14 protein-coding genes are annotated in these 18,064 nt (G+C 75.5%); 8 read left to right on the plus strand and 6 right to left on the minus strand.

The genetic code is table 11. From position 1 onward, the window contains the following. Positions 1–12 precede the first annotated feature (12 nt). Positions 13–2,370: an FtsX-like permease family protein gene (locus tag ACL02T_RS17145; RefSeq protein ID WP_412831727.1), complete on the plus strand. Its 2,358-nt coding sequence runs from the start codon at positions 13–15 to the stop codon at positions 2,368–2,370. Beyond that, positions 2,370–4,790 carry an ABC transporter permease gene (locus ACL02T_RS17150; protein WP_412831728.1) on the plus strand — a complete coding sequence of 807 codons (2,421 nt, stop codon included), beginning with the start codon at positions 2,370–2,372 and terminating at the stop codon, positions 4,788–4,790. The genes ACL02T_RS17145 and ACL02T_RS17150 overlap by 1 nt, the downstream gene beginning before the upstream one ends. A 16-nt stretch (positions 4,791–4,806) precedes the next feature. Here the strand turns inward: ACL02T_RS17150 and ACL02T_RS17155 are convergent, their stop codons facing one another. Then, positions 4,807–5,205 carry a response regulator transcription factor gene (locus ACL02T_RS17155; RefSeq protein ID WP_412831729.1) on the minus strand — a complete coding sequence of 133 codons (399 nt, stop codon included), beginning with the start codon at positions 5,203–5,205 and terminating at the stop codon, positions 4,807–4,809. A gap of 237 nt (positions 5,206–5,442) precedes the next feature. Between ACL02T_RS17155 and ACL02T_RS17160 the strand changes: the two genes are divergently transcribed. Then, positions 5,443–7,299 carry a trypsin-like peptidase domain-containing protein gene (locus ACL02T_RS17160; protein ID WP_412831730.1) on the plus strand — a complete coding sequence of 619 codons (1,857 nt, stop codon included), beginning with the start codon at positions 5,443–5,445 and terminating at the stop codon, positions 7,297–7,299. 190 nt (positions 7,300–7,489) lie between these two features. Then, on the plus strand, positions 7,490–8,065 hold the full coding sequence (locus ACL02T_RS17165; protein ID WP_412831731.1) for a dihydrofolate reductase family protein: 576 nt from the start codon (positions 7,490–7,492) through the stop codon (positions 8,063–8,065). A 15-nt stretch (positions 8,066–8,080) separates the two neighbouring features. Here ACL02T_RS17165 and ACL02T_RS17170 read toward each other — a convergent pair whose 3' ends face one another. After that, positions 8,081–8,734, minus strand: coding sequence for a response regulator transcription factor (locus ACL02T_RS17170; RefSeq protein ID WP_412831856.1), 654 nt, complete (start codon positions 8,732–8,734; stop codon positions 8,081–8,083). 293 nt (positions 8,735–9,027) lie between these two features. On the opposite strand from ACL02T_RS17170, the gene ACL02T_RS17175 reads away from it, so the two are divergent. Together ACL02T_RS17175 and ACL02T_RS17180 are read left to right on the plus strand one after the other, a co-directional pair. Then, a complete protein-coding gene (locus ACL02T_RS17175) occupies positions 9,028–9,474 on the plus strand; it encodes an RrF2 family transcriptional regulator (RefSeq protein ID WP_412831732.1) in 447 nt (148 codons plus the stop codon). A gap of 73 nt (positions 9,475–9,547) precedes the next feature. Beyond that, positions 9,548–10,735, plus strand: coding sequence for a globin domain-containing protein (locus tag ACL02T_RS17180; protein ID WP_412831733.1), 1,188 nt, complete (start codon positions 9,548–9,550; stop codon positions 10,733–10,735). Positions 10,736–10,928: 193 nt separating this feature from the next. On the opposite strand, the gene ACL02T_RS17185 is transcribed toward ACL02T_RS17180, so the two are convergent. Further along, positions 10,929–12,197, minus strand: a complete 1,269-nt coding sequence (locus ACL02T_RS17185) for a glycosyltransferase family 2 protein (protein ID WP_412831734.1) — start codon at positions 12,195–12,197, stop codon at positions 10,929–10,931. A gap of 218 nt (positions 12,198–12,415) precedes the next feature. On the opposite strand from ACL02T_RS17185, the gene ACL02T_RS17190 reads away from it, so the two are divergent. Then, positions 12,416–13,714: a competence/damage-inducible protein A gene (locus ACL02T_RS17190; RefSeq protein WP_412831735.1), complete on the plus strand. Its 1,299-nt coding sequence runs from the start codon at positions 12,416–12,418 to the stop codon at positions 13,712–13,714. Positions 13,715–13,967: 253 nt separating this feature from the next. Here the strand turns inward: ACL02T_RS17190 and ACL02T_RS17195 are convergent, their stop codons facing one another. Then, positions 13,968–14,570 carry a superoxide dismutase gene (locus ACL02T_RS17195; protein ID WP_412831736.1) on the minus strand — a complete coding sequence of 201 codons (603 nt, stop codon included), beginning with the start codon at positions 14,568–14,570 and terminating at the stop codon, positions 13,968–13,970. A 300-nt stretch (positions 14,571–14,870) separates the two neighbouring features. On the opposite strand from ACL02T_RS17195, the gene ACL02T_RS17200 reads away from it, so the two are divergent. Then, positions 14,871–16,040: an FIST signal transduction protein gene (locus tag ACL02T_RS17200; RefSeq protein WP_412831737.1), complete on the plus strand. Its 1,170-nt coding sequence runs from the start codon at positions 14,871–14,873 to the stop codon at positions 16,038–16,040. A gap of 131 nt (positions 16,041–16,171) precedes the next feature. Here ACL02T_RS17200 and ACL02T_RS17205 read toward each other — a convergent pair whose 3' ends face one another. Both ACL02T_RS17205 and ACL02T_RS17210 read right to left on the minus strand, forming a co-directional pair. Then, positions 16,172–17,305, minus strand: a complete 1,134-nt coding sequence (locus ACL02T_RS17205) for an epoxide hydrolase family protein (RefSeq protein ID WP_412831738.1) — start codon at positions 17,303–17,305, stop codon at positions 16,172–16,174. Positions 17,306–17,309: 4 nt separating this feature from the next. After that, positions 17,310–18,053: an SDR family NAD(P)-dependent oxidoreductase gene (locus ACL02T_RS17210; RefSeq protein WP_412831739.1), complete on the minus strand. Its 744-nt coding sequence runs from the start codon at positions 18,051–18,053 to the stop codon at positions 17,310–17,312. Positions 18,054–18,064: the final 11 nt, after the last annotated feature.

The following is an 18,064-nucleotide window of genomic DNA, read 5'->3' on the forward strand; positions in this document are numbered from 1 at the left end:
CGCGGTCCCGGCGTGCCGGGCACGACCGGTGCGGTCGCCCTGGTCGCCCGCGCCGGGCTGCGGGAACGGCGCTGGAGCCTGCTCGCCCTCGGGGTGGTGCTCGGCCTGGTCGGGGGCGTCGTCCTGGGCGCGGTCGCGCTCGGCGAACGCACCGCCAGCGCCTACCCGCGGCTCGTCGAGGCGGTCCGGCTCGACGACGCCCGGGTCATCGTCCCGGCGGACCGGCCCGCCCTGGTCCAGGCCCTGCCGACCCTGCCGGGTGTGGCCGACGCGTGGCTGACCGAGGCCTGGGTGGCGCAGGTCGACGGCCCGAAACTGCGGTACTTCTCGCTGGCCGCGGGCACCTCGCCGCACCCGGACCTGGTCACCCCGGTGATCGTCGACGGCCGCGGCGCCGATCCGGGCGCCGCGGACGAGGTGGTGGTGTCCGAGCGGCTGGCCGAGCACGGCGTCGGGCTCGGCACGGTCCTGCCGCTGCGGATGCTCACCCTCGAGGACATGGCCGCGTTCGCGGTCGGGTTCACCCCGCACGGCCCGGCGACCGCGGTGCGTGTCGTCGGCATCGCCCGGATGCCGGCGTGGGGACAGGCGCTCCCGGACGTCCTCGCCGGTCCCGCCTTCGCCCGCGCGTGGGCCGGGACCGGGATCGGGCACGCCGCCTACGTCCGGCTCGACCCCGGTCCCGGCGCCGCCGCGCGCTTCGCCGAGGCCGTCGCCGCCCGGTCCGCCGCGCAGCCCTCGATCGTCGGCGACTACCTCGGCCCGGGGGTCGAGCACCCGCGCGTCCCCGACCCCGCCGTGCAGGCCGCCGAACGGGCACTGCTCCTCGGTGTCGGGCTGTTCGCGCTGGTCGTGGGCCTGGGTGCGGTGCAGGTCGTCGGGCTCGGGCTGCTGCGCACCGCGGGTACGGCCCGCGCGGCGCGATCCGTGGAGTCCGCCCTGGGCATGACGGCGGCGCAGAGCGTGGCCGCCCGCGTCCTCGCGGCCGTGCCCGCGGCGGCGGTGGCCGGGCTGCTCGGTGCCGCGGTGGTGGTCGCCGCCGGCGTCCTCGCGCCGCTCGGCAGCCAGGCCCGCTTCGAGCCGGAGCCGGGGTTCCGGCCGCAGTGGGCGCTCGCCGCGGCCGGCGGGGTGGCGCTCGCGGCGGCGTTCCTCCTGCTCACGGCGTCGACGGCGGCGTTCGCGTGGCGCCGTCGCGCGCTGGCCGTCCCCGGGCCGGCCGAGGCCCGGCCGGGGTCGATCGCCGCCGCCGTCCGCGGGTCGCTGGGCCGGTGGCCCACCCTGCTGCTCGGCAGCAGGCTCGCGCGGGCGGGCACGCGGCGCGGTGTTCCGGCGGTGGTGACGGTCCTCGCCGCCGCCGCCGCGGTCGCCGGGATCGTCGCCACGGTGACGATCGGGGCGAGCCTCGACCGGCTGGTCACGACCCCGCAGCGGTGGGCGGGCGGGGCCGACCTCACGATCGCCGACAGCCGCGAGCCGGACGTCGTCGCGCTGGTCGAGGACCCGCGGGTCGCCGCGCTGGCGATCACCGACACCACGTACGCGCGGCTCGGCGACGGCGGCACGCTCGGGATCGTCAGCATCACCCCGCGCAAGGCCGTGCCGCCGGTCGAGCTGGTGTCCGGGCGACTGCCGGCCGGGCCGGACGAGGTCGCGGTCAACCCCCGGCTCGCCGCGGAACGCGGGCTGTCCGCGGGCGACCGGGTGGACACCCTGGCGACCGACGGCGCGCCGCACCCGATGACCGTCGTCGGGCTCGCGGTGGCGCCCAACGACAACGACGGCCCACTCGGGCAGGACCTCCTCGCCACGCCGGAGGGGCTGACCGCGGTGAGCCCGGACCGGAACCACCCCGTCCTCACCACGTACGTCTGGGCCCGGCCGGGCGCGGCGGACGCGCTGGCCACGGAGCTGGGCAGCCGGCTCGAGCTGGCGCCGCCGACCACGCCCGAGGCGATCCGCAACCTCGGCGACCTCGGCCGGCTGCCGGACGTGCTGGCGGTGGTGCTCGCCGTCGTCGCGGGCGCGGGGCTGGCCCACTCGCTGCTGGTCGGGGCGCGGCGGCTGGCCCGCGAGATGGCGGTGTTCTCCGTGCTCGGTGCCACCCCCGGGCAGGTGCGCGTCACCCTCGGCGTGCTCGCCGGGGCCACCGCGGTGCCCGCCGTGCTGCTGGGCGTGCCGATGGGACTCGGGATCGGCCGGCTGTTCTGGTGGCAGGTGACCTCCGCGATCGGGGTCGGCGGGGACATCGACGTGCCGGTCGGCCCGATCGCGCTGCTCGTCGCCGCGGTGCCGCTGGGCGCCGCGCTCGTCGCCGCCGTCCCCGCACTGCGGGCCCGCACCCCCGTCGTCGCGTCCCTGGCGGCCCCCTGATGACGGCCCCGGGCCGGCGGCCGACGAGGAGCGCCCTGCCGGGAGGGGGAGCCGGGTGGCACGTCCGCGCCGTCGCCCGCGCCGAGCTGCGCACCGGGCTCCGGGCGCTCCTCGCGCTCGGCCTGATCGCGGGCGTGGTCGGTGGGCTGCTGCTCGGCGCCGCAGTGGTCGCCGACCGCACCGGCAGCGCCTACCCGCGGCTGGTCGAGCGCAGCGGGCTCGACGACGCCCGCGCCTACCTCCCGGCCGATCTCCCCGAGGTCACCGCCCGTTTCGCCGGGCTGCCCGGGGTCGAGGAGAGCTGGACGGCCTACGCCTGGATCGCGCGGATCGCCGGCCCGACGCTGCAGTACACCTCGGTGATCGCCGGCCCGGAACGGCCCGACGACCTGGTCGCGCCGGTGATCGTCGCCGGCCGCGCCCCGCGCGTGGAGGCGGCCGACGAGCTGCTCGTCGGCGAGCCGCTGGCCGCGGCGGCCGGGCTGCGGGTGGGGGACCGGATCACGCTGAAGATGCTGACGCTGCGCCAGATCGCGCGGTTCGACGTCGGGTTCGGCGAGCCGGAGGGTGCGACCCGGCGGATGACGGTGGTCGGGATCGGGCGGATGCCGTCCTGGAGCGGCGCGCTCGGCGACTCCCTGTCCACCCCGGCCTTCGCCGCGCGGAACGCGGGGGCGGCGGGCGGACGCTCGGGGTTCGCCCGGCTCGCCTACACCGGCGACCCCGCGGCCGACGCGGCCCTGCGCGCCGAGTTCGTCGCCGCGCTCGCCCGCAGCTACGAGGGCCTGCCCCGGCCGTCGATCGTGGGCAACTACGTGCCGGAGATCCCGACCTTCCCCACCACCGACCCCGACCCCGCGGTTGCCGCGGCCGAACGCGTGCTCGGCATCGGGCTCTGGGGGTTCGCCCTGGTCGTCGGGGTCGGCGGATGCGTCGTGGTCGGGCAGGGGCTGGTGCGCCACCACGCCCGGGGGGCGACGGACCAGCGGGTGGAGAACGCGCTCGGGATGACGGCCGCCGAGCGGATCGGGGCCCGGGTGCTGGCGGCCGGGGCGGGCGCGGGGGTGGCGGCGGTCGTCGCCGCGGGGATGACGGTGGCCGCGGGCGCCGTCGAACCCATCGGCAGCCAGGCCCGCTTCGAGCCCGACACGGGCTTCCGGCCGGTCTGGGGCGTCGTCGCCGGGGGCGCGCTGGTCGTGGCGTTGTGCTTCCTCGCCCTGGCCGCCGTGAGCGCCGCGCTCGCCGGCCGGGCCGCGGCCACCCGGCCGCTGCCGGGCAGGTACCGGCCCGCGCGCTGGGCGGTCCGGTGGCCCCCCCTGTTCGTGGGGCTGCGGCTGGCGCTGCGCGGCCGCACGCTGCCCGGGACGATCGGCCTGCCCGCGGCGATCACGGCGACCGGGGTCGCCGTGACGGTCGCGGGGATCGTCGCGTCGACCATGCTCGGGGCCAGCCTGCAGCGGCTCGTCGACACCCCCGCCCGCTACGGGTTCACCGCCGACCTCACCATCGCCGACGCCCGGGAACCGGACCTGGCCGCGCTCGCGGCCGATCCGCGCGTCGCCGGGCTCACCGAGGTCGAGACCGGACGCGTGACGGTCGACCCGGCCCACTCCCGGCAGATCGACGCGTACGCGCACGTGCAGCGCAAGGGCGACGTGCCGGTCTCGCTGGTGAGCGGCCGGATGCCGGTGGTGCCGGGGGAGGTGGCCGTCGGCGCCCGGGTGGCGGTGCGCGAGCAGCTCGGCCTCGGCGATCCCGTCGAGGTCACCTCGTCCGACGGCCGCACGGCGCGGCTCACCGTGACCGGCGTGGCCGTCCCGCAGCCCGAGCGCGGCGCCCCGCTCGGCGAGGGCCTGATCATGACGCCGGACCAGCTCCGGGAGCTCTTCCGGCAGCCGCTCGCGTCGGCGCACGTCCTCGCCGCGCCCGGGCAGGCGGCTGCGCTCTACGCCGACCTCGCCCAGCGGCTGGAGGTGCACCTGCCGGGGATGCCGCCGGAGATCGACACCCTGGCCGGGCTGCTCCGGCTGCCCGAGATCCTCGCGACGCTGCTGGCCGTCGTCGCCGTGGCGGGCCTGGTGCACACGTTGATCGGTGCGGTCCGGCGGCACACCCGGGACGCCGCGCTGCTGTCCGTGCTGGGGGCGACCCCGGGGCAGGTGCGCGCCGCGCTGGGTGTGCTGGCCGGGACCACGGTGCTGCCCGGCGTCGTGTTCGGCGTGCTGTTCGGGCTCGGCGCCGGCCGGCTGCTGTGGTGGCAGGTGGCGAGCCAGACCGGCGTGGCACCCGACGTCGCCGTGCCGGTGTGGCCGATCGCCCTGATCGTCCCCGCCGTGCTCGTCGAGTCGCTGGTGCTCGGGGCGGTGCCGGCGGTGCGGGTGGCGCGCGAACCCGTGGCGGTGTCCCTGCGCACCGGGTAGCCGGGGTCGTGGCGCCTCAGGCGGCCGTGGTGATCCGGTCCCACAGGGCCCGCAGCACCGGGGCGCCGAGTTCCTCCTTGTGCAGGTAGCCCGCGATGCCGGGCCCGTCCGGGTCGATCCGCAGGTCCTCGAGGCGGTAGGTCGAGCACAGCACGGTGCGGGTGTCCGGCGCGGCGGCCGAGACCCGCGCGGCCGCCTCGGCCCCGTCGATCCCGGGCAGGTTGACGTCCATGAGCACGAGGTCCGGTCGGACCTCGGCGACGGCGTCGACGGCGGCCTCCCCGGTCTCGGCGACCCCCGCGATCTCCCAGCCGGGCATGCGGCGGATGACCGCGGCGGCAGCGGACCGGAACGGTCGGTGGTCGTCCACGACCAGCACGCGCACCCGGGCCGTCGACGCGACTCGTTCCTCCATGCGGGACAGTCTGCCCCGCCGACGCCGGATCCGCCGAGGATGCGGCCCCGTCGCCCGCCGGTGCCCACCTCCTGGCGCGAGGGTGGTACTGGCCCCACCCCGGTTCACGGGGTGAACCCCTCGTGACCACCGGACCCGCGACGGCACAGTTCTTCCCGTCATCCACCGGCCGGGCGTACGCCGCGGCTGCGGGCGAGGGCCGACGGGCCCGGACCGCCACATCCGAGAGGACCCTCCATGACCGGCACCATCGCCCGAGCCGCCGCCGCGGTCGCCGTCGCCGCCTCGGTCACCCTGGCCACGGTGGCCACCGCGAGCACCGCCTCGGCCGCCGAACCCGGCGCCCCACCCGGACCGGCCGGGCCGCAGCAGGCCTCGCCGACCGAGCAGGCCGCCGCCGAGGTGCGGCCCGCGATCGTGTACCTGAGCCAGACGTTCACCGCCTACGTCGGCGACGGCGCCGGGCTGTACTTCAACAACGGCCAGCCGCTCAGCCTCAACGCCACCTGCACCGGTTTCGGCGTGAACCCGCAGGGCTACATCGCCACCGCCGGCCACTGTGTGGACACCACCAGTGCCGACGGCGTGCGCGCGGACTTCATCCAGATGGTGGCGCAGGACGTCGCCGCGTCGACGCCCGGCCTGACCGTGCAGGACGTCGTGGCCTACGGCCTGGCGAACTGGACCGTCGAGGGCGAGGCCAAGGGCTCGCCGATCGACGCGCAGTACTCGGCCGTGATCGGCTCGGGCACCGGCAGCGGGGCCGAGGGCAAGGTCGTCCCGGCCCGGCTGGTCGACTTCCGGCCGGCCACCCAGGGCGACGTCGCGCTGTTGAAGATCGAGAGCTCCGATCTGCCGTCCGTGCAGCTCGGTGGCGAGACGGACACCGCCGTCGGCACGCCGGTCCTCTCGATCGGCTACCCGGCCGCGGCCGACGCCGTCACCGACCCGACGCTCGAGCCGTCCAACAAGGACGGCCAGATCAGCACCAGGCGCACCATGGGCAGCGTCCCGTTCTACGAGACCTCCGCGTCGCTGTCGCCGGGGATGAGCGGTGGCCCGACCGTCGACCTGGAGGGTGAGGTCCTGGGCATCAACAGTGCGCACCTGCCCGACGACCAGGCCTTCAACTTCATCGCCCCGGCGACCGGGCTGACCGAGCTGCTGGCCCGCAACGGCGTGCAGAACCAGCTGGGCCCCAACGACACCCGCTACCGCGACGCGCTCGCGAACTACTACGCCGGCCACTACACCGACGCCATCGCCGGGTTCGAGCGGCTGCTGCTCGTCGACCCCGACCACGGGCAGGCGCAGCAGTTCAAGACCGAGGCCGCGAAGGCCAAGGAGCGCTTCGGCGACACCCCGGTCGCGCCCGCCGCACAGCAGAGCGACGAGACCGGCCCCTGGGGCCTCACCCCCTGGCTGTTCTGGACGATCGTCGGCGGTGCGGCCGCCCTGGTCGTGGGCGGGATCGCGCTCGGCGCGGCGCTGCGCCGCCGTCGCAAGGGCGGCGAGGACCCCGGCGCCGTCGTCGACATCCCCGCCCCGCGCGACCCGCGCCTCGACGGCCACGGCAACGGGACGCCCGGCGGACACGCCCCGCGCATGCCGCAGGCGCCGTGGGGGAGCACACCCGTGCCGCAGCCGCCGTCGACGCTCCGGCAGCCGGGCTCGCAGCGGCCCGCCGGCACCGCGGACGGACCGACGACGGTCGTCACCCCGGCCGACATCATGGCCGCGCAGCGCCCGGCCCCCGCCGCCCCGTTCGTGCACCGCGGCCCCGGCGCGCAGCAGGGCACCCCCGGCACGCAGCAGGGCACCCCCGGCACGCCGCAGGGCACCCCCGGCACGCACCAGGGGACCCCCGGCGCGCAGCTGGGCACCCCCGGCGCGCAGCTGGGCTTCCCGCCCGCGCCCCCCGCCCCACGGGCGTCGTCGGTCCCGCCTGCCCCGCCGGTGAACGGGTCGGGCGAGGAACCCGCCGCGCCCACCGCGGTCGACTCGATCCCGAGGGCCGCGAACTGCCCGCACTGCGGCTCGACCCTCACCCCCGGCGCGGTCTTCTGCGCCACCTGCGGGACCCGGCAGAGCTGAGCGGAGCCGGCGCGGGGCCGACACCGGCCACCCGACCCGCACCACCCACCCGAGGGGCCGGTCCGGACCATCGGGCCGGCCCCTCGGCCGTTCCGACAGGATCCGTCCGCGGTCGTGTCGAGAACGCCGGGCCGCCTCCGACCACGTCGCGAGCGGCGCCCACCAGGGGGCCGGCGCGGGAGGAACCGTCATGCGATCGCTGATCCACTTCGTCCACACCTCGCTCGACGGCCGCATCCAGGGGCCGAGGGGCGAGTTCGACTGGCCCGAGATGGGCCCGGAGCTGTCCGCCTACTCGCTGGTGCTCCACGAGGAGCTCGACACGCTCCTCTACGGCCGGCGCGTCTGGGAGATGATGGCCGCCCACTGGCCGACCGCCGACCGGGTCTCCGACCACCCGCACGACCGGGCGTACGCGCCGGTCTGGCGGGAGACGGACAAGGTCGTGGTCTCGCGCACCCTCGAGCGCGTCGACGTCGAGCGGACCACGCTCATCACGCAGGACGTCCCGAACGCGATCAGCGCGCTCAAGCAGCGCCCCGGCAAGGACATCGTGCTGATGGGCGGAGCCGGGCTCGCCGGGTCCCTGGCCGCGGCCGGACTGGTCGACGAGCTGCGGATCGTCGTGCACCCGGTCGTCCTCGGCGGGCCGCACGCCGTGCTGCCGGCGGGTGACGTGCGGCTGGGCTTCGACCTGGTGGACAGCCGGGTGCTCGACGGCCGGTCGGTGCTCTCGACCTACCGCGCCTCGGCCGCCCCGGCCTGAGCGTCCCGTGCGCCGTCAGCTGTTCTGCAGGTAGACCAGGACGGCGGAGACCCGGCGGTTGAGGTCGCGCTCCTCGGACAGCCCGAGCTTGGAGAAGATCGAGTTGGTGTGCTTCTCGATCGCCCGCTCGGACAGCACGAGCGAGGCCGCGATCGAGGCGTTGCTCTTGCCCTGCGCCATCTCGCCGAGCACCTCGAGCTCGCGCGGGGTGAGCGCGTCGAGCTCCGAGGGCTTGGCGCGCTGGGCCGCGACCAGGCCCTCGATCACGGTCGGGTCGATCACCGAGCCACCCTCGGCGACCCGGCGCACCGCCTCGGCCAGCTCGTCGCCGTCGGCCACCCGCTCCTTGAGAAGGTAGCCCCGCCGTGCGGTCCCGTCGGCGAGCAGGGTGAGCGCGTACTGCGCCTCGGCGTACTGCGACAGCAGGATCACACCGGTGTCCGGCTTGCGGACGCGCAGGTCCGCGGCCACCGACAGCCCCTCGTCGGAGTTCGTCGGGGGCATCCGGATGTCGGTGACGACGACGTCGGGGTCGTGCTCGTCGATCAGGGCGGTGAGCGTCGGGCGATCGGGCGCCGCGCCGACGAGCGAGAGGTCCTCGGCGCCGTCGATCAGGCGCACCAGTCCGTGCCTGAGCAGGGCGTTGTCCTCCGCCAGGACCACTCGGATCTTCACGGGCACAGCCTAGTGGTACACCAGCCGTAGATCGTTGTCGTCGTGCGTCGACGTGGTCCCGGCGCTGGTCGTGGCTGGTGCGGGTGCCGGCACGAGACAGCGCAGGCGCCCACCCCTCCGGCAGCACGCGTTCCCGACCGGGCAGCCGCACGACGGGGCGCGACGTGTGACCTCGCTCCCTCACCCGACGCGTCTGCGCAGATCACCGCATCGTGTGATCGCAGGGTGTCTCTGTACACGCTCGGTGAACTCGACTCGTGGATTCCACTTTTCCTAGTGTCGCTCTCGTGCGACTGACCGCGGCCACCGATCTGGCACTTCGGATCCTGATGCGGACGGCGGTGCTCGACGACGGCGAGTGCCCGCCCACCCGGGAGATCGCCGCGGCCGTGGGGGCGCCCCACAGCCACGCGGCCAAGGTCGTGACCCGGCTGCGGCACCTCGGCGTGCTCGAGGCCCGCCGCGGCCGGGGCGGCGGCCTGGCCCTGACCTCGGCGGGCCGCCACGGCTCGGTCGGCCGCCTCGTCCGCGCCCTGGAGGGTGAGGGCGACGTCGTCGGTTGTGACGACGACCCACCCTGCCCGCTGCGCGCGGGCTGTCGCCTGCGCACGGCGCTGCGTGAGGCCCGCGAGGCCTTCTACGCCGCGCTCGACCCCTACACGATCGACGACCTCGTCGGGGCCCCCACCGGGCCACTGCTGGTCGGCCTGTCCCCGCCGGCCCCCGTCGGCTGATCACCGACACCACGACCCGTGCGGCACCACCGCACGTCGAACTCGAGTCGAATTCCAGTTTGGAGCCTCCCCGATGCTGTCCGAGAAGTCCGCAGCCACCGTCCAGGCGACCCTGCCCGCCGTCGCCGGGGCCATCGACGAGATCACCACCGCGTTCTACCGTCGCCTGTTCGACGCCCACCCCGAGTTGCTGCGCGACCTGTTCAACCGCGGCAACCAGGCCAACGGCACCCAGCCTCGCGCCCTCGCCGGCTCCATCGCGGTGTTCGCCTCCGCCCTGCTGGCCCACCCGGACGTCCGCCCGGACGCGATGCTGTCCCGGATCGCGCACAAGCACGCCTCCCTCGGCATCACCCGCGACCAGTACGACATCGTCCACACCCACCTGTTCGCCGCGATCGTCGAGGTGCTGGGCGAGGCGGTCACCGAGGAGGTCGCCGCGGCCTGGGACGAGGTGTACTGGCTGATGGCCAACGCCCTGGTCGCGATCGAGGCCCGGCTCTACGCGCAGGCCGGAACCGACACCGGGGACATCTGGCGCGACCACCGCGTCGTCGGGCTGCTGCGCGAGACCGACGACGTCACCACCTTCGTGCTGCGGCCCACCGACGGCGAGCCCGTCGCCGCCTCGCGGCCCGGGCAGTACGTGTCGGTGCAGGTCCGGATGCCCGACGGCGCCCACCAGATCCGCCAGTACAGCGTGTCCACCCAGCGTCCGGACACTCTGCGCTTCAGTGTCAAGCGGGTCGTCGGCACCCCGGACGGGGAGGTCTCCACCCATCTGCACGACCGGGTCCGCCTCGGCGACGTGCTGCGCGTCAGCCACCCCTTCGGCGACGTCGTCCTCGACGACGGCAACCGGCCCGTACTGCTGGCCTCGGCCGGCATCGGCGCCACCCCCATGATCGACATGCTCGGCCACCTCGCCGCCGTCGACTCACCACGCCGGGTGCTCGCCGTGCACGCCGACCGCACCCCCGACACCCACCCGCTGCGCTCCGACCTCGAGCAGCTCGTCGCCAAGCTCCCCGACGCCACCGCCGCGGTCTGGTACGAGCACCCCGCGCAGCCCTGGCCCGCCGACCGCACCGGGCTGGTCGACCTCACCCCCCTCGACATCCCCGCCGACACCGTCGCCTACCTGTGCGGGCCCGTCGGGTTCATGCGCTCGGTGCGCGCACAGCTGCTCGAGCGCGGCGTGCCCGCCGCCGACATCCACTACGAGGTCTTCGGCCCGGACCTGGGACTCGACCAGGCCTGAACGAGCCGCTCACGTCCGCGCCCGGCCGGGTCCGCGGCCTCCCGGCGGATCCGGCCGGATCACCGGATGGGCGGCCTCCCCGTCGAGCCGCGCCGCGGTGGCCGCGAGCTCGGAGCGGGCTGTGCGGTCCGCGCGTGCGCTGGCCGTGCGAGAGGTGACCAGCCCTCGGCAGCGTGCGCCGACCGGCGGGAGCTCAGTGCAGGCCGAGCACCGGCTCGCGCGGGCGCTCCGCGCGGGCCGGCGGCACGGCCTCGATCATGAGCGGCGGCACCCGGCCGCCGGAGCGCAGGGCGCGACGCCGGGACCGCAGGTAGAGCAGCGGCCCGGAGAGCAGGGCGCGGTGCCGCCGGCCGGGGCCCGGTGCCGTGGCGGCGGACCCGGCCGTCACCCCGGCGTCGCGGTCGGCGATCGCGCCCAGCCGACGGACGGCGGCCGGGATGCGGCGCAGCGCGGCGGCCCGGCCACGCGGCGAGAGCGCGACCTTGGTCAGGAACCCGCCCAGCCCGACGGCGTACCCCTCGACCTGCTCCTGCAGCCCGGCGAGATCGGCGCGGTGGTGGTGGCGCACCCACGCCGCGGGTTCGTAGGCCAGCACGTGCCCGGCCAGCACCAGCCGCACCAGGAACTCGCAGTCCTCGCCGCTGCGGGTGGGGGAGCCGGGACCGAAGGCCTCGTCGAAGCCGCCGATCTCGCGTGCGAGGTCCGCCCGCACGGCCAGGTTCGCGCCGATCCCCAGCAGACCGGGTGCGAACGGGAAGATCGCCGAGTCCTCCGGGGGCGCCGCGAGCGAGAAGGTCCGCGGGCGGAAGCCCTTCGCCCAGCCCAGCGTCGCGTCGGCGACCCGCTCCTGCTCGGTGTCGAGGCGGGCGGCCAGCACCGGTCCGCTCACGCACACCACCTCGGGGTCCGCGGCGAAGGCACCGGCCAGCCGCCGGGCCCACGCGGTGTCGACCTCGGTGTCGTCGTCGGTGAAGGCGACCAGCCGCGTCCCCGCCTCGGCCAGGCCACGGTTGCGGCCCGCGGACGTGCCCCGGCGCGGCTCGCGCAGGTAGCGGACCCGCGGGTCGCCGATCCCGGCGACGACCCGCTCGGTCGCGTCGTCGGTGGGGTCGTTGTCGACCACCAGCACGGTGACGGCGGGGTGGTCGCCGGCCAGCACCGCGCGCACCGCGCGGCCCAGGCTCTCCGCGCGCCCCCGGGTGGCGATCACGACGGTGACCGGCTCCACGGAGCTCGGCACCGGGCGCGCCGCGGGCAACGCGCCGAGCTGCGCGAGGACCGCCTCGGCGACGGTCACGGCGTCGGCCACGCCCGCGCGCAGCGGCACGGTCACCTGCCCCACGGCGTCGCCGTGCGCGGTCACCAGCAGCCGCGCGGCGGTGAAGCGGGGGTCGACGTGCAGGCCCGCGACGTCGTCGACGTCGGTCTCGCCGACCCACGTGGGCCCGTGCTCGTCCGTCATCTCTCGCAACCCTTCCGTTCCCGCCCGGCACCCGGAGCTCGGATCTCCCGGAGGGAACGACCACGAGTCTCCGCACGCACGCTGTGACCGCCCTGAGAACGACCGCAACCCCAGCTCAGTGACGTCCTTCTGGGGGCCCACCCGGGTGGTCGCGCTCGATGTCGTCACTCCGAGTCACTGATCGGGAGGACACGCCCGGGCCGGGGTAGGGTCCTCGCGTGGGTGAGGGATCGAGGGCCCGCCGGCCGCGCGCCGGCATCGTCGTGACCGGCAGCGAGTTGCTGACCGGCGTCATCCGGGACGCCAACGGGCCGTGGGCCGCCCGCGAGCTCGGCGAGCTCGGGTTCGAGGTCGCGCAGGTCGTGATCGTCGGCGACCGGCCGGAGGACCTGGCCGCCGCCCTGCGGCAGGTGACCGAGGGTGGCGTCGACCTCGTGGTCACGAGCGGGGGCCTGGGGCCGACCGCGGACGACATCACGGTCGAGATCGTCGCCGCCTACGTGGGTTCCGAGCTGGAGCTCGACACCGCGATGCAGGAGACGATCGGGCGGCGGGTGGCCCGGTGGGCGAAGCGCACCGGGTTCGACGGCCCGGCCCTGGACGAGGCGACGCGCAAGCAGGCGATGGTGCCGCGCGGTGCGGTCGTGCTGGACCCGGTCGGCACCGCGCCCGGGCTGGTCGTGCGGCGCCCCGACGGGCCGCTGGTCGTGGTCCTGCCCGGCCCGCCGCGCGAGCTGCAGGGGATGTGGCCGGCGATGCTGGAGGCGGCACCGTTCGCCGAGCTGCTGGCCGGCGTGCCACGGGCCGAGGCGCGGTCGTTGCGCTTCTTCAACCTGCCCGAGTCGGAGATCGCCGAGACCCTCCGCGACATCGAGCGTGCGCGCGACCTGTCCGACGTCGAGGTCATCACCTGCCTGCGCCGCTCGGAGCTGGAGGTGGACCTGCACCCGCTGCCCGGTGCCGAACCGGTGGCCGCCGAGCTCGCCGACGAGCTGATCGCGCGGCACCGCGGGCAGTTGGTCAGCGCGGTCGGCGCGACCACGGACGAGTTGCTCGCGGAGGCGCTGCTGGAGCGCGGGCTCACCGTCGCGACGGGGGAGTCGTGCACCGGCGGGATGCTGGCGTCGCGGTTGATCGACCGCGGCGGTTCGTCGGCGTACGTCAACGGTGGGGTGGTCGCCTACTCGAACGAGGCGAAGACCGCCCTGCTCGGCGTGCCGGCGGAGACGATCGCCGAGCACGGGGCGGTGTCGCCCGAGGTGGCCCGGGCCCTCGCCGACGGGGCGCGGGAGAGGTTCGGCGCGTCGATCGGCGTGGGCATCACCGGCGTGGCCGGGCCCGGCGGCGGGACCGAAGCCAAGCCCGTGGGGTACGTCTGCTTCTGTGTGACGACGGCGGACGGGCAGGTCCTCGCCCGCGACCCCGTCCTCCCCGGGGCCCGGGGGGACATCCGGGAGCGCTCCACCGACCTCGCCATGCACCTCCTGCTCCGCGCCGCCGGCGGCCTCCCCCGCTGACCCGCCTCACGGGCGCCGTCGCGCGACCTCCCCGCGCCGCATCCCCCGACTCGCCGGAGCCGAGACCCCGACTCGCGGAGAGTAGGAGCGCCCGTCCCGCGAGTCGCGCTGTGAGTTCCCGCGAGTCGCGCTGTGAGTTCCCGCGAGTCGCGCTGTGAGTTCCCGCGAGTCGCGCTGTGAGTTCCCGCGAGTCGGGCTGTGGGCTTCGGCGAGTCGGGGCCGGGCCCGCCGGGTGCGGGCCCGGCCCGCCGGCTCAGCTCGCCCGGGCGGCAGCGAAGCGCTCCTGCGCGTCCGCCCAGTTCACGACGTTCCACCACGCCTTGACGTAGTCCGGCTTGACGTTCTTGTACTGCAGGTAGAAGGCGTGCTCCCACATGTCCAGCAGGACGATCGGGACCTGGCCGGCCGGCAGCTGGGACTGCTGGTCGTAGAGCTGGTGCACCAGGAGCCGCTTCCCGAGCCGGTCCCAACCGAGGATCGCCCAGCCGGAGCCCTGGATCGTGGTGGCCGCGGCCGTGAAGTGGGCCCGGAAGGCGTCGAACGAGCCGAAGTCCTCGTCGAGCGCCGCGGCGAGCTCGCCGTCCGGCTTGTCGCCGCCCTCGGGGGACAGGTTCTGCCAGAACGCCGAGTGGTTCACGTGCCCGCCGAGGTTGAACGCGAGCGTCTTCTCCAGCCCGACGATCGCGTCGAAGTTCCCGCCGGCGCGCGCCTCCGCGAGCGTGTCGAGGACGCCGTTGAGCGCGGTGACGTAGGTGTTGTGGTGCTTGGAGTGGTGCAGCTCCATGATCTCGGGCGCGATGTGCGGGGCGAGCGCGCCGTAGTCGTAGGGCAGGTCGGGCAGCGTGTACTCGGCCACGAGGTGTTCTCCGTTCCGTGTCGGGGTCCGTCGGGACCGACGCTATCCCTTGTTGCAAGTTGTTCGCAGCTCGTAGTCAACTGCGATAAGGTGATCCGCGTCCGCCCGATGCGGACCGCGGCGTCGGTGATCGTTCTGGCAGCTCGACATCCGTGCGCCACGAGAGGGCCGTCCGGCACGTCCGGCGGCCCTCTCGTCGTGGCGCCTCCGGGCCGCTCCGGCTGGTCGCGTCGCCCAGGACCTGCGACGATTTCTCTGTCGCCACCGGCGCTCCCCGCGGTGGTGGGGAAGGGGGACGACGTGGACGACGGCAGGATCTTCGGCGACGGTCTGGCCGTCGGTCCCGATCTCCGCGGAGCCGCGGAGGTCGCGACCGCGGAGGCGCTGGGCGGTTTCGAGGGGCGTGCACCCGATCTGCTGGTGGTCTTCGTGGCCACGGGGCGCGGTGGCGACCCCGACGGGGCCGCGGCGGCCGCCGTGCGCGCCATGGAGATCGCGGGCGCACGTGCCGCCATCGGCACGACCGCACACGGGGTGATCGCCGACGGCCGCGGTGTCGAGCAGGAACCGTCGGTGTCGGTGTTCGCCGCGGCCCTGCCGGGGGTCCCGCTCGACACGTTCCGGCTCGCCGCGCGGCCCAGGTCCGGGGGTGTGGAGGTCACGGGCACGCCGCCCGCGGCGGCCGCGGCCGGCGCGGAGGCCGCGATCCTGCTCGCCGACCCGTTCTCCTTCCCGATCGGCGGGTATCTCGAGCGGTCCGGCGAGCTGCTCCCGGACCTCCCGCTGATGGGCGGGCTGGCGAGCGTCGGAGCCGCCCCCGGGGGGAACCGCCTCGTGCTCGACGGCGAGGTGCTCGACGGCGGGGCGACCGGCGTGCTGATCGGGCGCGGCGCGGGGGTCCACACCGTGGTGAGCCAGGGCTGCCGCCCGATCGGGCCGCCGATGATCGTGACCGCGGCGAAGGCGAACCTGCTGCTGGAGCTGGCCGGCGAGCAGGCCTGCGCGAAGCTCGGCGCGATCGTTCAGGCGCTGCCGCCGGAGGAGCAGCACCAGACGGCGCAGGCCCTGCACCTGGGCGTCGCGATGGACGAGTACGCCGACGAGCACGGCCGCGGCGACTTCCTCATCCGCGGGGTGATGGGCATCGACCCGGAGGCGGGCGCGGTGGCGGTCGGCGACGTCGTCGAGATCGGGCGGACCGTGCGGTTCCAGGTGCGCGACGCCGTGGGTGCGGGCGAGGACCTGGCCCACCTGCTCGACGAGCTCCCGCAGGTCCGCGGCGCGCTGCTGTTCTCGTGCAACGGCCGCGGGACCGGCATGTTCCCCGACGCCGACCACGACCCGCGGGTCGTCCGGGCGGAGCTGGGCGACGTCCCGGTCGCCGGGTTCTTCGCCGCCGGCGAGATCGGGCCGGTGGGTGGGCGGAACCACCTGCACAGCTTCACGGCCTCGGTGCTGGCGTTCGAGTAGGAGCGACCGGCAGGCCCCTCGGCCCGTGAGCGGCTACCCCGCTCGGCGGTGCCGGGAGCGGCCCGTGCATGTCTCATCGAGGGTCACCTGTCGGCCGCGAACTCGTCGTCACCGCGGGGGGAGGCGATCGGTCAGCGCACGGTCCGGAAGAAGGTCCGCACCTCGTCGACGAAGGTCTCCGGCTGCTCCAGCGACGCGAAGTGCCCGCCCGCCACCGGGTGCGAGAAGTGCCGCAGGTCCGTGAAGCGGCGCTCGAGCCAGTGCCGCGGCAGCCGGCTCATCTCGTGCGGGAAGATCGTGGCGCCGGTCGGCACCTCCACCGTGTCCATGCGCTGCTTGCGGAAGCTCTCCCAGTACAGCCGCGCGCTGGAGGCGGCACTCGCGGTGAGCCAGTAGATCATCACGTTGTCCAGCAACCGGTCCCGCGAGATCACGTTCTCGGGGTGCCCGGCGCAGTCGGTCCAGTCCCAGAACTTCTCGACGATCCAGCACGCCTGGCCGACCGGGGAGTCCGTGAGCCCGTACCCGAGCGTCTGCGGCCGGGTGGCCTGCTCGGCGGAGTAGCCGGTGCCGGAGACCTTGAAGCGCTTGGCGAACATCAGCGCCTCCTTCTCCCCCGCGGAGAGGGTCCGGCGCTCCTCCTGGGGCGGGGCCTCGGCGAGCGGCATCGTGAGGTGGATGCCGGTGATCGCCTCGGGGATCCCCGTGCCCAGGGCCGCGGTGATCATCGAGCCCCAGTCCCCGCCCTGCGCGCCGTAGCGGTCGTAGCCGAGCCGGTCCATCAGCTGCGCCCACGCCGTGGCGATCCGCTCGACGCCCCAGCCCGACACCTCGGGCTTGCCGCTGAACCCGAACCCGGGCAGTGACGGGATGACGACGTGGAAGGCGTCGGCCGGGTCCTCCGGCTTGGTGAGCGCGTCGATCAGCCCGACGTACTCGATCACCGATCCGGGCCACCCGTGCGTGAGGATCAGCGGCATCGCGTCCTCGTGCGGGGACCGGACGTGCAGGAAGTGCACCTCGACGGTGTCGTCGCCGCCGCCGTCGAGACCGGTCGTGAACTGCGGGTACGAGTTCAGCTCGGCCTCGCAGCGGCGCCAGTCGTACGCCTCCGCCCAGTAGGCGACCAGCTCCTTCGCGTAGTCGAGGGGGACGCCCTGGGTCCAGCCGCCGACCGTCGCCGGCTCGGGCCAGCGGGTCCGGCGCAGCCGGTCGCGCAGGTCGTCGAGGTCGGCCTCGGGGATGTCGATCCGGAAGTCGCGCACGGCCCTACAGTTGCACGCCGCGGCTGAGGGCGCCGTCGGCCACCAGGTTGGTCCCGCTGATCCGGCTCGCGCGCGGGCTGGCCAGCATGACGACGGCGTAGGCCGTCTCCTCGGGCGTGCCCATCCGGCCCGTGGGGTTCAGCCCCATCGCCTGGGCGAAGAACTCCGGCTGGGTGCGCTCGATGGTCTGCCAGACGCCGCCGTCGAAGTAGACGTTGCCGGGGGAGACGGCGTTGGCGCGGATGCCCTTGGCGGCGAGGTCGAACGCGAGCCCGGACATGTAGTGCACGATCGCGGCCTTCATGACCCCGTAGGAGCCGCCGGCGAAGTCGGCCTCACGCCCGGAGACGCTCGACACCGCGACGATCGCCGGCGCATCGCTCTTCTCGAGGTACGGCATGGCCGCCTCGACCATCCGCACGGTGTGCATCAGGTCGACCTCGAACGCGTTCTTCCAGTTCTCCTCACCGGGTCCGATGGCCAGGGCGCTGACGTTGGCGATCACGATGTCGATCCCGCCGGCCTCGCCCTCGTCGCGCACCCAGGCGGCGAGTGCCTCCGCGTCGGCGACGTCGAGGGCCCGGCCGCTCGCCCCGGTCGCCTTCGCCTTGGCCGCCACCTCCTCGGCGTTGCGGGCGCAGAAGGCGACCGTGGCCCCCTCCTCGACCAGCAGGTCGACGACCGCGCCGCCGATGCCCTTCGTCCCGCCGGTGACCAGGGCCTTCCGGCCGCGCAGCTGCAGGTCCACGCGTCTCTCCT

The sequence above is a fragment of the Pseudonocardia oceanicola genome (assembly GCF_047200735.1).
Taxonomy (GTDB): domain Bacteria; phylum Actinomycetota; class Actinomycetes; order Mycobacteriales; family Pseudonocardiaceae; genus Pseudonocardia.